Genomic DNA, 13,391 nt, shown 5'->3' with positions numbered 1-13,391 from the left:
GTGCGCGGAGTTCCACCTTGCCCCGCCGTGCTAGGGATGTCCACACGTAGGGCGGGAAGTCATCCGAACCGCGCAATGTCTACTGTGGACGATGGGGCAGCGAGCCCTTGAGACAGGACAGCACCGGGGGATAGGCGGTGGTGTCGGTGCTGAGGAAATCCGACGTCCAGACGAGGCAATGCGCCAGAACCCGGATCCGCTGGTCCAGATCGGTGTTCTCGCAGGCCTCCCCGATCTGGTCGGCACAGGTGTCGCGGTCGTCACGGACGCTGGCGGCGATGGCGCGGACGATCGCCGCCACCGCCGGGTCGAGTCTGTCGGGCCGGACCGTCAGGCCCGAGTGATCCCGCAGGCGCAGGGTGAACGGCTCACGGATCCGCAGCGAACGACGGCGATCCTTGGCGGCCAGGGAAAAAGTGTCGACAAGACGGCCGATGACGTCGCCGAGCGCCGGTCCCTGCCTGCCGTACGAGGCGGTGGAGACCAGCGCGGCGGCGAGCCGGTCGGCCTCGCCCGCTCTGGTGAGTGAAAGGAGATCGCGGGCGATGGTGTGCGCGCGTCTGGCGGTGGGTTGCATGTCAGGCCCCTCGTTCTGTCGTGCGGAGAACCGATACCCCGCATAACGAGCGCTAAACGCGAAGGTCTGTCGGATTGGCACGGGTGGGGGCGAGGGTTGCGCCGTTCGGCTCAGTTCGTAGGGAGGGAGTTGCGCTGTAACGGCGAGCGACCGGAGGACGACGCCTGGTGCGACCGGTCGTCGGCGGGCGGAGGGCCATGCTGTCGAGTCTCCTTCCGGGGCTGCGGGAACTCCGGGCGCCGCTCGCCGCGGGCTATGTCTGGCTGCTCGGCCTCTGGCTCGCCTTGCGGCCCGGTCTGCCGCCGGACGTCCACGCCACCGGTGTCTACAAGGACCTCCTGGATCTGGGCACGTGGGCGGGTAAGGCCGCGATCTTCGCGGCCGCCACCTTCGCCGCCTACCTTCTCGGCACGATGTCCCTCGCCGTCACGCATTGGCTGGACACGATCGTGACCCCGCTGTTCCGGCGGTCGAAACTGCGAAGGATCGCCTGGATCGAGCCGAAATACCGCGGCAGGCGCCGGATCCTGCGTGCCTTGCGGGACGCCGTGCTCAACAAGCTGTCCGACCGGTTCCTCACGGACGAGACCTTCCGTGACCAGGTGCTGTCCCATGTCGCCGGTCTCCAGGATTTCGCCCGGCGGGCGGGACAGGAACTCCCGGAGATCGTCGCCGGTGTCCGAAGCGGCGATCACCGGCGCCGGGCCATGGACGACTACCTCCACCGGTGGCATCTCCTCGGAACCGTCGTCCGGCTCGACGTCTACGTCGAATCGGCCAAGGAGGATCTGGACTACGTCGGGCCGAGGCTGCTGGGGAAGGAGGACCAGCTCTACGGGGAATACGACCGGCAGAACGCCGAAGGATCGTTGCGCATCGGGCTTTTCCTGCCGCTCACGTTCCTCGTCGCCGTCCTGGCCTGGCGAGTGAGCCCGTGGTGCCTGCCCGCCTTGATCGTGCCCGTGAAGCTGCTCTATCTCGGCTCCTCTTCGTGGGCCGCGGCCGAGCAGAACCTCGCGGTGGCGCTCGCCGCGGAACGGGTCGAGAGCCCGACGCTGGAACGGCTCAAGTCCGCCGACGTCGAGTTCGTCCCCTTCGAAGAGCTGGTGGTGGGGCGGGTCGTGCCCGGCTACTACGCCGGCTACCCGAACGCCCGGGCGCCGATCGAAACGCAGGGACGCATCGCGACCGTCGCACCGAGCAGATCCATGCCGAAACCGAAGTTCTAGCCGCGTCTCGTGATAACGAGATGGCTACCTGGCAGGGCCACCCAGGTGGAGTTGCCGTTCGGACGGCTGGCCATGGCCACAGCGTGCGGCAGCCTGCTCACTGAAGGGAAAGACGGACCGAACACGAAACCGAAAGGGAGCGGGCATGACCATCGCCGTTGAAAACCTCATGGGCCGGAGTCTCGTTCCCGGTGAGCTGTTCGGGCGGCTCGCGAACCGCATCGTCCGGGAGCACGACCTGCCGCGTGAATCGGCGGAACGCATCATGGACCAGACGCTGGCGTTCCTGCGCGCGTGCGGCGAGAGCTCCCGCGTACCGCTGGGTCCGTCGGCGCTCGTGGACATCGGGTGGCACACGTTCATCCTCTACACCCGGGAGTACGCGTCCTTCTGCGATCGCGTCGCGGGCCGATTCATCCACCACGTCCCCAACGACGAAGGCGATGGTGTGACCGATCAGGAGAAGATGATCGCCCGGACCGTCGAAGCCATTCGCGCTCTCGGGTTCGCGGTCGACGATGACCTTTGGTTGACTTCCGCGGTCAAGTGCAGCGATGGCGACGACGGTTGCCGGGCATCGGGCAAAGACGGCAACGAGAACACCGAGACCAACGGCAAGTAGTGCCAGGACAGGACGATCAGGTGAAGAAGTACGGCTGGAACGAGCTGCCGGAACCTGTTCGGGACGCCATTCGGGAGCGGGCAGGAGCCATCGACAGGCTCGGTGAGATCGAGACCGGCCAAAGCAGCAACTTCGCCGCGGTCGTCCATCGCGATGGAACGACGCCCTTGTTCGTCAAGGGGGTCGAAGGCGTGTCGCCCGCGATGCGTTGGCTTCGGAACGAAGCCGAACTCGGCGGTCTCGTCTCCGGCATCGCCCCGGCCGTGCACTTCGCCCTCGACATCGAGGATTGGCTGATCGTGGGCTTCGAGCACGTGGCCGGTCGGCGGGCCCGGCTACGACCGGGCTCGTCGGACCTCGGCCGTATCGCCGACACGGTCAACCGCATCGGCGATTTGGCGGCGCCCGACCTCAAGCCGCTGGAACAGCGCTGGAAATCCAGCTGGTGGCCCAAGCTCGCCCAGGACCGGCCGGAGATCGTCGGAGACTGGGACCTCGACGAGTTGACGGCGTGGGAGCAGAAGGCCCCGGCGCTCACCGCCGGGACCTCCTTGCTGCACACAGATCTCCACGCCGATCAGTTCCTCATCCCCGTGGCCGGAGACGTCCGCGTCGTCGATTGGGGCTGGCCGGCCCAGGGCGCCGCCTGGGTCGACCCGGCCTTCATGGTGCTTCGCCTCATCAGCGCGGGTCATCGGACGGCGGACGCCGAGGCCTGGGCGATGACGAACACACGATGGCGAGAGGCCGCCGAAGAGGAGATCACCGCGTTCGCCGTGTACGTCGCTGGGCTCTGGAATTACAAGGCCGCCACGACGACCAGGCTGGCGTGTATCGCACGTGACTACGCCGGCTGGAGACTGCGACTGTCGGGCTGACCGGTTCTATTGAGGGGTAAGTCAAATGTGGCGTGACTGAGCGTCTTGCGGCGAAGGACCCCTTCGCTGGATCCAGGGTTGGGAGGTGCCCTTCGTGGCGTGGTTCTGGGCCGGCCTGCGGGCGGCAGTCGTCCCTGGGTGTCCACAGAGGACGCTCTATGGCGTCCTGATGTCCGATTGATGGCTAAATGTGCGGTTTCGGCGGGAGTCGTGAGTGGCAAAGAGGGTTAGAACCCGCTATGCCACTCACGACCCCCTTCGCAAAGCGTGCATATGGGCATCAATCGGACATTCGGTCACTGAGGGAGTGTCCCGCGTGAACAGTCAGAGCGCGGCCGGTTCGGATCCGCAACACTGAAGCCTCTCTTCAGCGCATCGGACGCGGCGAAGGGAGGCTTCGGTCCGGCACGGCCCGCCTGCGAACACGACACGTTTGCCCTTCTCCTCAATAACGCGTCAGCAGATCCCGTAGGGCCTTCACCACCTCCGACGGTGACTCCTCGGCCATGAAATGGCCCGACGTGACGGTCCGGTGGTCCAGGTCCGCCGCCCACGCCCGCCACAGAGCGACCGCGTCGTAGCCGAGGGCGGCGCCCCAGTCCTGCTGGAGCACGGTGAGCGGCATGGCGAGCCGGTTGCCCGCGTCCCGGTCCGCCTTGTCTTGCTCGACGTCGATACCGGCCGACGCGCGGTAGTCGGCGACGATCGAGGTCACCGCGTTGCGGGAGGCCTGAAGGTACGCGGCCCGGACGTCGGCGGGGATCGCGTCGCCGCGCTGTGTCCACGCGTCGAGGAAGTGACCGAAGAACGCGTCGGGCGCTCCGGCGATCAACTGCTCGGGCAGCCCGGGCGGCTGGGCCATCAGGTAGAGGTGGAAGCCGACGGCGGCGCTGGTGCCCCGCATGACGTCCCACATGTCCAGCGTCGGCAGCACGTCGAGGATCGCCAGGTGGCTCACCTTGTCCGCGTGGTCGAGCCCGGCCCGCAGCGCGACCAGCGCGCCCCGGTCATGTCCCGCGAGCGCGAACCGGTCGTGGCCGAAGGCCTTCGCGACGGCGACGACGTCGGCCGCCATCGAACGCTTCGAGTAGGTCTCGCCGGTGTCGGCGGGCTTGCCGCTCTCGCCGTATCCTCGCAGGTCAGGGCAGAGAACCGTGTGGTCCGCCGCCAGATCCGCCGCGACGTGCCGCCACATGAGATGGGTTTCGGGGAAGCCGTGCAGCAGCACGATCGGGCTGCCGGTCCCGCCGACGGCGACGTTGAGTGCCACGCCGTCCGCCACGGGCACACGCTGGTAATCGAATCCTGTGATACGCATGATCGCCAGCCTCCCCGGCCCGAATCAGCACCCGGTCAGCGTCGAACGAGCGGCCGGGGCACGATGGTCACCGTCGGTGAAGGAGGTGGCGATGCGGTTCGGGGTGCTCGGCCCGCTCGTGGCCGAGGACGCGCGGGGCGACGTCGGGCTCAAGGGCCCGCGGCACCGGGCGGTACTGGCCAGGCTGCTGATCGCCCGCGGCCGGGTCGTCCCGGTGGAACGCCTGGTCGACGACCTGTGGGAACGCCCGCCCGAAGGCGCTGTCGGCGCCGTCCAGACCTTCGTCGGCGCCCTGCGCCGCGCGCTGGAGCCGGACCGCGCGCCCCGGGAGCCCGCGCGGCTGCTCGTCACGGTCGCCCGTGGTTACGCCCTGCGAGCGGACTCCGTCGACGCCTGGGACTTCGAAACCGCCGTCACCGCGGCCCGGGAACTGCTGGATGCCCGCCGCGTGGACGCCGCACTGTCTCAAGTGGACACCGCGCTCGCGCTGTGGCGCGGCCCCGCGTACGCCGAGTTCGCCGAGGAGGGCTGGGCGCGCGGCGAGGTCTCCCGCCTGACCGAACTCCGGCTGCTGGCCGGGGAACTCCGTGCCGAAGCCCTTCTCGGGCTCGGACGGGCGGCCGAGGCGATCCCCGGGCTGGAGCCGAGGGTGCGTGAATACCCGTTGCGGGAAAACGGTTCCCGGCTACTGGCGCTCGCGCTCTACCGATCGGGGCGGCAGGGTGACGCGCTGACGGTGTTGCGCACCACGCGCGAGCGGCTCGCCGAGGACCTCGGTCTCGACCCGGGCGAGGGCCTGCGTGCGCTGGAAGCCGACATCCTGGCGCAAGCGCCCAGGTTGAAGCCGTCCGCGCCCCGGATCGTCGAGCGGCCACTGATCGGACGCGACCCGGAAATGGCGAAACTCGAAGAGGCCGCGACGCGGTCAGGGCTTGTGCTCGTCTCCGGCGACGCAGGGGTGGGGAAGACCGCGCTCGCCGAGACCTTCTCCGCTCGCCTCGCCGCCAGGGGCTGGACCACGGCCTGGGGGAGCGATCCCGACGACGAAGGCGCGCCGCCCGCCTACGCGTGGAGCCGGATCCTGGCCACACTCGCCGACGCAGGGCACGGCGCCGCGCCGACCGCGGACCCCGGCACCGAAGATCCCGTGACCGCGCGCTGGCGATGGCATCGGGCGGTCGCGTCCTACCTGGCCGGCGCCGCGCCGCTCCTGCTCGTTCTCGACGACCTGCATTGGGCGGGCGAGGAGACGCTGGCGTTGCTGACCGCGGTGCTGACCGAGCCGGTGCTGATCGTCGCGACCCATCGCGGCACCGATCCACCCGGCCGGTTGACGGAATTCCTCGGCCGAGCCGCGAGGTTCGAGCCGACGCGGATCTACCTCGGAGGCCTGCCCGAGACCGAAGTCGCCGGATTGGTCCGCGTCACGACCGGGGAGGAGATCGACCCGGAGACCGCCGCGGTGATCCATCGGCGTAGTGGCGGGAACGCCTTTTTCATCCGCGAACTTGCCCGCCTGCTGGCCACCGAGGGCCCGGCCGCGCTGGACGCGGTACCTCCGGGAGTCCGCGACGTCGTCCGGCACCGGGTGGAGGCGTTGCCGGAAGTGGCTCGTGGTGTGGTGCGCCGGGCCGCGGTGATCGGCACGGACGTCGACCTGGACGTTCTTGAGACCCTCGAAGGGGAAACCGCGCTCGACGCGGTGGAAGTGGGGGTCCGGCACGGATTCCTGACCGAACGCGCGCCGCGTCGGTTCCGGTTCGCCCACGCGCTCGTGCGGGAAACGCTCTACGAAGATCTCTCTCGTTCGCGGCGCGCCCGCGAACACGGCAAGATCGCCGCGGCGCTGGAAGGTCTTCGCCCCGACGACGTCGACGCCTTGGCTCACCATTTCCTGCTGTCCGAAGAGCGGGCCGGCCGCGCCGCGCGGTATGCCCAAGCCGCCGCCGAACGGGCCGAAAGTCGTTTCGCACAGGCGGAAGCGGCGAGGCTCTGGGACGCCGCGCTCACCGCGTACGACCGGTCCGGCGCCTCCGACCCGGAGAAGCGGCTGGCGCTGATCATGGGCAAGGCCCGCGCGTCGGCCGTGGCCGGCGGTCTCGGCCAGTCCCGGAAGGATCGGGCCGAAGCGCTGGAACTGGCGGAAAAGCTCGACGATCCGCTGCTGACCGCGCGGGTGATCGGCGCCTTCGACGTCCCGGCGGTCTGGACCGAGAGCGACGACGTGGAACTGGCTTCGCGAATCGCGGACGCCGTCGAGCGGACCCTCGCCGCGTTGCCCGCCGAACGGGAGACCGAGCGGTGCCGCCTGCTGGCCACCCTCGCCGTCGAACTGCGGAACGCGGGCGGGCGACGGGCTCGCGAGGCGGCCCGCGAAGCCGAGGAACTCGCCAGGAGGCTCGATGATCCGGCGCTGCTGGCGTTCGCGCTCAACGCGAGGTTCTTGCAGTCCTTCGACCGCGCGGGGCTCGCACCCCGGCGCGCCGAGATCGGCACGGAACTGGTCGGCCTCGCCACGCGGCACGGGCTGGTGACCTTCGAGGTGCTCGGGCATCTCGTGCTCGTGCAGGCGAAGAGCGCGCTCGCGGATTTCGAGGCCGCGGACCGGCATGCCGCGGCCGCGGACGACCTCGGGGAGACGTACGGCCTCCCGCTCGTCGGCGTGTTCACCCGCTGGTACCGCGCGATGCGGGCCGCGATGACCGGCGACGGTGGGGAAGCCGCCTATCGCGCCGCGGCGGCGGGGCTCACCGGAACGGCCATGTCCGGAGTGGACAACGGGATCCTCTCGCTCGCCCTGTTCTGTGACCGGCTCCAGCGAGGCTTGCCGCCCGAAGCGCGCGAAAGCGGTTACGGCGCTTACGAAAGCTGGTGCCGACCGGTCCTCCCGATTCCGGACTCGCCCAAGGACCTGCTGTACGAAGCCCGCACGTGCCTGCACGCCGTCGTCGCGATCGAACTCGGCGACCGCGCGACCATGGAACGCCTGTACGCCGAACTGCTCCCCGCAGACGGCGAGATCGCCGGAGCCGGGAGCGGAATGCTGACCCTTCGCCCGGTCGCCTGCTACCTCGGCGACCTGGCTACCGCCCTCGACCTGCGAGAAGCGGCCGCCGGGCACTACCGGAAGGCACGGGCCATCGCGGCGAAGGCCGGATCACCGCACTGGGTTTAGCTCACTGCTCCCGCATCGCGCGGCGGATCTCGGCCAGCTTGTCCTTGGCGGCCTTGTCGCGGTCGGCGATCTTCTTGTCGAGCGAGGCCACGTCCTCCTTGCCGCCGAGGCCCGCGAGCTCGGTCGAGCCGATCGACGTCGTGTACCGCTGCTCGATCCGGTCCCGCACGTGATCGAACGACGGCACGCCGGACTCGCTGTAATCCGGCTCCGGGACCTCGACCGGCGGCGTCGGGTTCTCCTCGACGATCTCGGCGTCGAGGATCTCCGGCTTCTTGTCCGGGCTGTTCTCGGTCATCGTCCACTCCGTCCTGCGTGCCACGGCACGGCTTCGGTCATCAACCCGAGCATGCCCGAAACCAGCCGCATCTGGTCGACCGTGCGGATGTCGGCCTCGACCAGCCGTGGTGAGCACACCACGATCGCGAGCGCCTGCGCCCGCGAGAGCGCCACGTTCAGCCGGTTGCGGGAGAGCAGGAAGTCCAGGCCACGCGGCAGATCGACCGCCGACGACGAGGTCATGGTGGTGATCACCACCGGCGCCTCCTGCCCCTGGAACCGGTCCACGGTGCCCACCCGCACGCCGGGATACCCGGCCTGGTCCAGCGCTCGCGCCACCACGCGGGCCTGCAAGTTGTACGGAGCCACGACCAGGATGTCCTCGTCGCCGAGCGGCCGGGGATCGCCGTGATCGGTCCAGGCCCGGCCGTGGAGTTCGGCCACGAGAGCGGTCACCGCCTCGGCCTCCTCGACCGACCGCGTCGTGTTGCCGTGATGGTCGACCTCGGCCAGGTACAGACCCGCTTCGACGCCGTCGATCTTCCGCTCGGCCGCCGAGGGATGCGAGTGAAGACGGCCCGCATAGGACAGCCGCGACACCGGCGCGCAGACGGCCGGGTGCATCCGGCGGGTCTCGTCGAGGAAGTAGCCGAGTTCGGCCGGGATGATGTCGGCCTCGCCGATCAGGTGCCCGAGCGCGGACGCCTCGGCACCCGCGGGATGCGTGCCCTGCACGACCTGCGGCAACTGTTGCGGATCGCCCAGCAGCAGGAGGTTCTTGGCGCACATCGACACCGCGAGCGCGTCGGCGAGGGCGAACTGGCCCGCCTCGTCGATGATCAGCAGGTCGAACGGCTCTTCCCGGATCGCGGCGTTCGCGAACGTCCACGCGGTCCCGCCGACGAGATGGCCGGTGTCGTGCTCCTCGCGCCATTTCACCAGCGCGGGGTTGGTCTTGGGCTGTTCCCAGGGCGCGGCCGGATCCGGGGTCCGCTTGGCGCGTTTGGCGCACGGCAGGTCCGGCGCGTTCTTCAACGCGGCGGACAGCACGTTCTCCACGGCCTTGTGGCTGGTCGAGGTGACGGCGATCGTCTTGCCCGCGCGGACGAGCTTCGCGATCAGCCTGCCCGCGAGGTAGGTCTTGCCCGCCCCCGGCGGGCCCTGGACGGCGAGCGTGGAGCCGTCGAGCGCCTCGACGGCTTCGATCACCGTGGTCACCAGATCCGCCCCGGGCTCCGGCAGGGTGCGGTCGTCACGCAGCCGGGGCGTCGTGCGCCGGAGCAGGTCGACGCCGGGATGGGCGGGCAGCACCGGCAGCTCGTCGACGACGAGCCGGGCGAGATCCGCGACCGCGTCGTCCTTGGGGGAGGGCCGCACCGGGCTCCCCGGCAGCACCGCCACCGGCCGGTCGGCGGTGGTCTCGTCGGGCGGGCAGCTCTCTTCGAGGGTCAGTTCGACGGCCGTGGCCGAGACGACCTTGGCGTCTCGCGCGGCCGCGCCGTAGCGCAGGCGGACGTCGTCGCCGGGGGCGAAGGGATGCGGCCGGTCCGGATCGCAGCGGAGGCTCAGCGAGCGCTTCGCCTTGCGGACCCGGCCCGACGGCGGTACCCATTCCCCGGCCTCCATGGCCACCGGGACGGTGCAGGCGTTGTCGGTCTCCAGGTCGCCGAGCGGGGCAGCGAGCTGGCGGAAGTACTCCCACCACGCAGGATTCGTCTCGCGGCGGTGATAGCCGACGGACGCGGCCAGCAGCGCGCGGGCGCGGTCCTCGCCGGTGAACTCGGCCGGATCGTCGGGCAACCCTTCCAGCAGCGGGTCGACCAGCGCGGCCAGCTGTGCGGCGCGTTCGGCGCGTTTCTGGGCGGCGACGTCCTCTTCGGTCTGGCGGAGCAGAGCGTCCACATCGGACTCTTCGGGCGGCTCGGCGAGCGCGATCCCTTCATCCACGCGGATCTTGTGGAGGAATTCGAACAGCCGCAGCGTGGAGACGCAGTCGTATTCGTTGTAGTCGCTGATCCCGCGCAGCACCTCGGCCGCGTGCTCGGTCTCGCCGGAGGCGGTGAGCGTCAGGTATTCCTCGTAGGCCTCGATGCTCGAAACCGCCGTCTTGACGTCGCCGTCGCGGGCTTCGGGCATGTACAGCGGTTCGAGGTACTTGATGGAGTACGACCGTTGCGAGACCCGGAGTGCCTTGCGCACCACGGAATACAGGTCCACCAGGCCGCCGCTGCGCAACAGGTGGTCGACGGCGTCCTCGCGGGTCCCGTGCACGGCGGCGAGCCGCTTGATCGCGGTGACCTCGTACGGGGCGTAGTGGTAGACGTGCGAACCGGGATGTTCGGTGAGCCTCGCGGTGGCGAAGTCGACGAACTCCTCGAAGGCCCGCTTCTCCTGAGACCGGTTGTGCGCCCAGAACGGCGTGAACTTCGTGCTGCCTTCGTCCGTCACCGCGCCGAAAAGGTATTCGAGCCCTTCACCTGCCAGAGCGTAGGGATCGCCTTCCATGTCGAAGAAGACGTCGCCGGGCGCGGGCGGCGGCAGTTCGGCCAGCGCGTCCGGGTCGATGATCTCGTAGGCGATCTGCCCGGTGGCGTCCTGCCGGACCTGGATCGCGGCTTGTGCGCGCAGCGTGGTGAACGATGTCGTCGAGATGTCGCGCGGCCGGTCTTCCGGTGTGGCCGCCGCGAGTTCGTCGATGGTGCCGAGGCCCGCGGCGACGAGTTTGCGCCGCTGGTCACCGCGCATGCCCGCGACCAGCGAGAGATCCCTGTCGGCCTCGCGGGCGCTCGCGCAGTGCGAGGAGAAGGAACAGCCGCCGCAGGCGGGCCGTTCGTCGGCCCAGATCGGGACCGGCAGGGTCGGCGGCCGATTCTCCAGCCGGGCGCGGAGCCGGTCCACCAGCGGGAGGAAGTCGTCGACCCGGAACGAACGGGTGCTGTGGTCGCCCAGCAGCAGATGCATCCGAGGACCGGCCGGCCAGCCCGCTCGGCGCAGGGCGTCGGCGTACGCGGTCAGCTGGACCACCGCTGCGGGCTTCGCGTGCCTGGCCAGCTTCGTGTCGTAGACCTCGTAGCGGCCTTCGTCGTCCCGCATCAGGAAGTCGGCGCGGCCGGAGAACTCGCCGTCGTGGAAGACCGCCTGGTAGATCACCGGGGCGCCCGCCCGTAGCGCCTCCTCGGTGGCTTTCGCGGCGACGACCGGGTCTCGTTCGTCGATCTCGACGACGGCGCTCCGCTCGCCGCGCAGCTTGTCCAGCGTCGCGGCCTCGTGCGCGCGCCCGTGGGTGACCGCCAGCTGATCCGGCCCGGAGCCCGGTCGCGGCGCTCCTGGGAGGCCTGCGGCCAGCGCCTGGTTCAGGAGGCTGCGGTGCTCGCATTCGAGCAGGTCGGCGAGATCGGACGGGGTGTACATCGCCCGGCAGTCTTACATGGACGCTCCGGCGGGCCGCCCCGGCACGCCGGAGTCAGCCGGAGGTGTGGTCGAACTTGAGGTGTGAGGTGATCCGGTAGCGATCGCCCCGGTAGATCGAGCGGGTGTACTCGATCACGCGGCCGTCCGCGTCGCGGGTGGTGCGCTCGAACAGCAGCGCGGGGGAGTGCAGCGGTACACCGAGCAAGGTGGACTCGTCGGTGTCGGTGACCGTGGGTTCGATGACCTGCACGGCCGTCGCGGGGACGACCTCGTATCGCGTGCGGAGCAGCTCGTAGAACGAGCCGGACTCGAAGCCGGCGGCCGTTATGTCCGGCACGAGATCCCGCGGGACCAGGATCCGCTCGATCGCCATCGGCGCCTCTTCGACGACCCAGATCCGGGTGACGGCGACCAGTTGGTGACCGGGGGAGACCTCGAGCCGTTTGCCGAGCCGGGCACCCGCCGGTGTGGTGGCGAAGTCGATCACCCGGCTGCTCCAGTCGCCCTCGGCGGGCGGCGCGTACTGCTCGCGGCCGGTGGCGGGCACGAGGTCCTGGGAGATCTTGCGCGGTGCGGTGAACGTGCCCCGGCCGTGCTCGCGGACCACGAGACCGTCGCGTTCCAGCTCGTCGATCGCGGCCCGGAGGGTGGGGCGCGAGACGCCGATTTCGGTGCTCAGCGCGCGTTCCGAAGGCAGGACCTCACCCGGCAGCCGCCGCTCGATGAGCTGGCGCAGTCGTTCCTTGACCTCTGTCCGCCGCATGGCCGCAGCCTACCCAGTGGTCAGGGGAACTTGGCTGGTGGACAAGTTGTCTAGACCTATTGACTTTACCAGTTTGGGAGGCGACCTTGGTAAAAACTGACCAGTGGTAAAGGAGACAACGATGTCTGCACCGGGGAAGTTTCGCTTCGTAGCCGTCGCCGCCTTGTCGGTGGCCGCACTCGGGCTGGCGCCGGGTACCGCGGCAGGGGCGGCCGCCTGCGGGGCGTTGTTCGACGATTTCCACTACAGCTCGCACACCGACGGTCTCCTTGCCCAGCACGGCTGGGAAGTGCGCTCCGGTGCCGGAGGTCCCGGCGTCGGCGGCGCGCGATGGGCTCCGGAAGGCATCACGTTCCCGACGTCCGATGGGGACAAGGTGCTGCAACTCGCCTCCGCCACCGACGGCACGCCAAGGGGCACGACGCAGACCGAGATCATGCAGTCCGACCGGCGGTTCTTCGAAGGGACCTACGCGGCGCGGATCCGCTTCTCCGACGCGCCGGCGTCCGGCCCGGACGGCGACAGGATCAACCAGACGTTCTTCACCATCAGCCCGCTCCGCTACGACAACGACCCGATCTACAGCGAGCTGGACTTCTCCGAGTACCTGCCCAACGGCGGCTGGGGCGGGGCGGGGCCGGTGAATTTCCAGACCAGCTGGCACACCTACACGCCGGACCCTTGGTACGCCGAGAACAAGAGCGACAGCCAGCGCCGCAGCGTCGACGGCTGGCACTTCGTCGCCGCGACCGTGTCCGACGGCCACATCCGGTACTACATCGACGGCGCGCTGGTGGCCGACCACGACCGCGGCGGGCCGTTCGACGTCTACCCGCGGCAGGCCATGTCCCTGAACGTGAACCAGTGGTTCATCGACCTCACCCAGCACTCCGGCGGCACGAGCACCTACCTCGAACAGGTGGACTGGGTCTATTACGCGAAGAACGAGGTCCTCACGCCGCAGGCTGCCGTGGACAGGGCCGCCGCTCACCGCTCGTCGGGCGTGCGGTTCGCCGACGATCTCGGTGGCTGTTAGATGTGAGGCGGGGTTCTGCGGGAGCGAGGAGCGCGGTGGATCGGCTGACGGAACGTTTCGAGGAACACCGCGTCCGGCTGCGGGCGGTGGCGTACCGGATGCT

The 13,391-nt window shown here is 69.7% G+C and carries 10 protein-coding genes; 5 read left to right on the top strand and 5 right to left on the bottom strand.

Features of this window, described 5'->3' with window-relative positions; genetic code table 11:
* Positions 1–79: 79 nt before the first annotated feature.
* Entirely contained in the window at positions 80–577 is a 498-nt protein-coding gene (locus CFP71_RS14305; RefSeq protein ID WP_093934339.1) for a hypothetical protein, read from the bottom strand.
* A gap of 197 nt (positions 578–774) precedes the next feature.
* Between CFP71_RS14305 and CFP71_RS14300 the strand changes: the two genes are divergently transcribed.
* From CFP71_RS14300 to CFP71_RS14290, 3 genes are all read left to right on the top strand, one after another.
* Complete coding sequence (locus CFP71_RS14300) at positions 775–1,806, top strand: hypothetical protein (RefSeq protein WP_143267084.1); 1,032 nt, start codon at positions 775–777, stop codon at positions 1,804–1,806.
* Between the two features lie 145 nt (positions 1,807–1,951).
* Positions 1,952–2,428, top strand: a complete 477-nt coding sequence (locus CFP71_RS14295; RefSeq protein ID WP_093934337.1) for a glycine-rich domain-containing protein — start codon at positions 1,952–1,954, stop codon at positions 2,426–2,428.
* A gap of 20 nt (positions 2,429–2,448) precedes the next feature.
* Positions 2,449–3,306, top strand: coding sequence for a hypothetical protein (locus CFP71_RS14290; RefSeq protein WP_093934392.1), 858 nt, complete (start codon positions 2,449–2,451; stop codon positions 3,304–3,306).
* A gap of 445 nt (positions 3,307–3,751) precedes the next feature.
* On the opposite strand, the gene CFP71_RS14285 is transcribed toward CFP71_RS14290, so the two are convergent.
* Positions 3,752–4,624, bottom strand: a complete 873-nt coding sequence (locus CFP71_RS14285) for an alpha/beta fold hydrolase (protein ID WP_093934336.1) — start codon at positions 4,622–4,624, stop codon at positions 3,752–3,754.
* A 91-nt stretch (positions 4,625–4,715) separates the two neighbouring features.
* On the opposite strand from CFP71_RS14285, the gene CFP71_RS14280 reads away from it, so the two are divergent.
* On the top strand, positions 4,716–7,799 hold the full coding sequence (locus tag CFP71_RS14280; RefSeq protein ID WP_093934391.1) for an ATP-binding protein: 3,084 nt from the start codon (positions 4,716–4,718) through the stop codon (positions 7,797–7,799).
* Between the two features lies 1 nt (position 7,800).
* Here the strand turns inward: CFP71_RS14280 and CFP71_RS14275 are convergent, their stop codons facing one another.
* Genes CFP71_RS14275 through CFP71_RS14265 form a run of 3 tightly spaced genes read right to left on the bottom strand, consistent with a single transcriptional unit; the run spans position 7,801 to position 12,252 of the window.
* Positions 7,801–8,097 (bottom strand): hypothetical protein, encoded by a 297-nt coding sequence (locus tag CFP71_RS14275; protein WP_093934335.1) that lies wholly within the window; start codon positions 8,095–8,097, stop codon positions 7,801–7,803.
* A complete protein-coding gene (locus tag CFP71_RS14270) occupies positions 8,094–11,489 on the bottom strand; it encodes a TM0106 family RecB-like putative nuclease (protein ID WP_093934334.1) in 3,396 nt (1,131 codons plus the stop codon). The genes CFP71_RS14275 and CFP71_RS14270 overlap by 4 nt, the downstream gene beginning before the upstream one ends.
* 52 nt (positions 11,490–11,541) lie before the next feature.
* Positions 11,542–12,252, bottom strand: coding sequence for a GntR family transcriptional regulator (locus CFP71_RS14265; RefSeq protein ID WP_093934333.1), 711 nt, complete (start codon positions 12,250–12,252; stop codon positions 11,542–11,544).
* 121 nt (positions 12,253–12,373) lie between these two features.
* On the opposite strand from CFP71_RS14265, the gene CFP71_RS14260 reads away from it, so the two are divergent.
* Positions 12,374–13,288, top strand: coding sequence for a glycoside hydrolase family 16 protein (locus CFP71_RS14260; RefSeq protein ID WP_093934332.1), 915 nt, complete (start codon positions 12,374–12,376; stop codon positions 13,286–13,288).
* The last annotated feature ends 103 nt before the right edge of the window (positions 13,289–13,391 follow it).

The organism is Amycolatopsis thailandensis (genome assembly GCF_002234405.1).
GTDB lineage: Bacteria > Actinomycetota > Actinomycetes > Mycobacteriales > Pseudonocardiaceae > Amycolatopsis > Amycolatopsis thailandensis.
This window is presented reverse-complemented; position numbering and strand designations above follow the sequence as displayed.

What these genes read in the sequence shown, in the direction of transcription:
- CFP71_RS14285 (WP_093934336.1), bottom strand. Translation starts at nt 4,624, where the DNA reads ATGCGTATCACAGGATTCGATTACCAGCGTGTGCCCGTGGCGGACGGC.
- CFP71_RS14300 (WP_143267084.1), top strand. Translation starts at nt 775, where the DNA reads ATGCTGTCGAGTCTCCTTCCGGGGCTGCGGGAACTCCGGGCGCCGCTC.
- CFP71_RS14270 (WP_093934334.1), bottom strand. Translation starts at nt 11,489, where the DNA reads ATGTACACCCCGTCCGATCTCGCCGACCTGCTCGAATGCGAGCACCGC.
- CFP71_RS14260 (WP_093934332.1), top strand. Translation starts at nt 12,374, where the DNA reads ATGTCTGCACCGGGGAAGTTTCGCTTCGTAGCCGTCGCCGCCTTGTCG.
- CFP71_RS14265 (WP_093934333.1), bottom strand. Translation starts at nt 12,252, where the DNA reads ATGCGGCGGACAGAGGTCAAGGAACGACTGCGCCAGCTCATCGAGCGG.
- CFP71_RS14280 (WP_093934391.1), top strand. Translation starts at nt 4,716, where the DNA reads ATGCGGTTCGGGGTGCTCGGCCCGCTCGTGGCCGAGGACGCGCGGGGC.
- CFP71_RS14305 (WP_093934339.1), bottom strand. Translation starts at nt 577, where the DNA reads ATGCAACCCACCGCCAGACGCGCGCACACCATCGCCCGCGATCTCCTT.
- CFP71_RS14275 (WP_093934335.1), bottom strand. Translation starts at nt 8,097, where the DNA reads ATGACCGAGAACAGCCCGGACAAGAAGCCGGAGATCCTCGACGCCGAG.
- CFP71_RS14295 (WP_093934337.1), top strand. Translation starts at nt 1,952, where the DNA reads ATGACCATCGCCGTTGAAAACCTCATGGGCCGGAGTCTCGTTCCCGGT.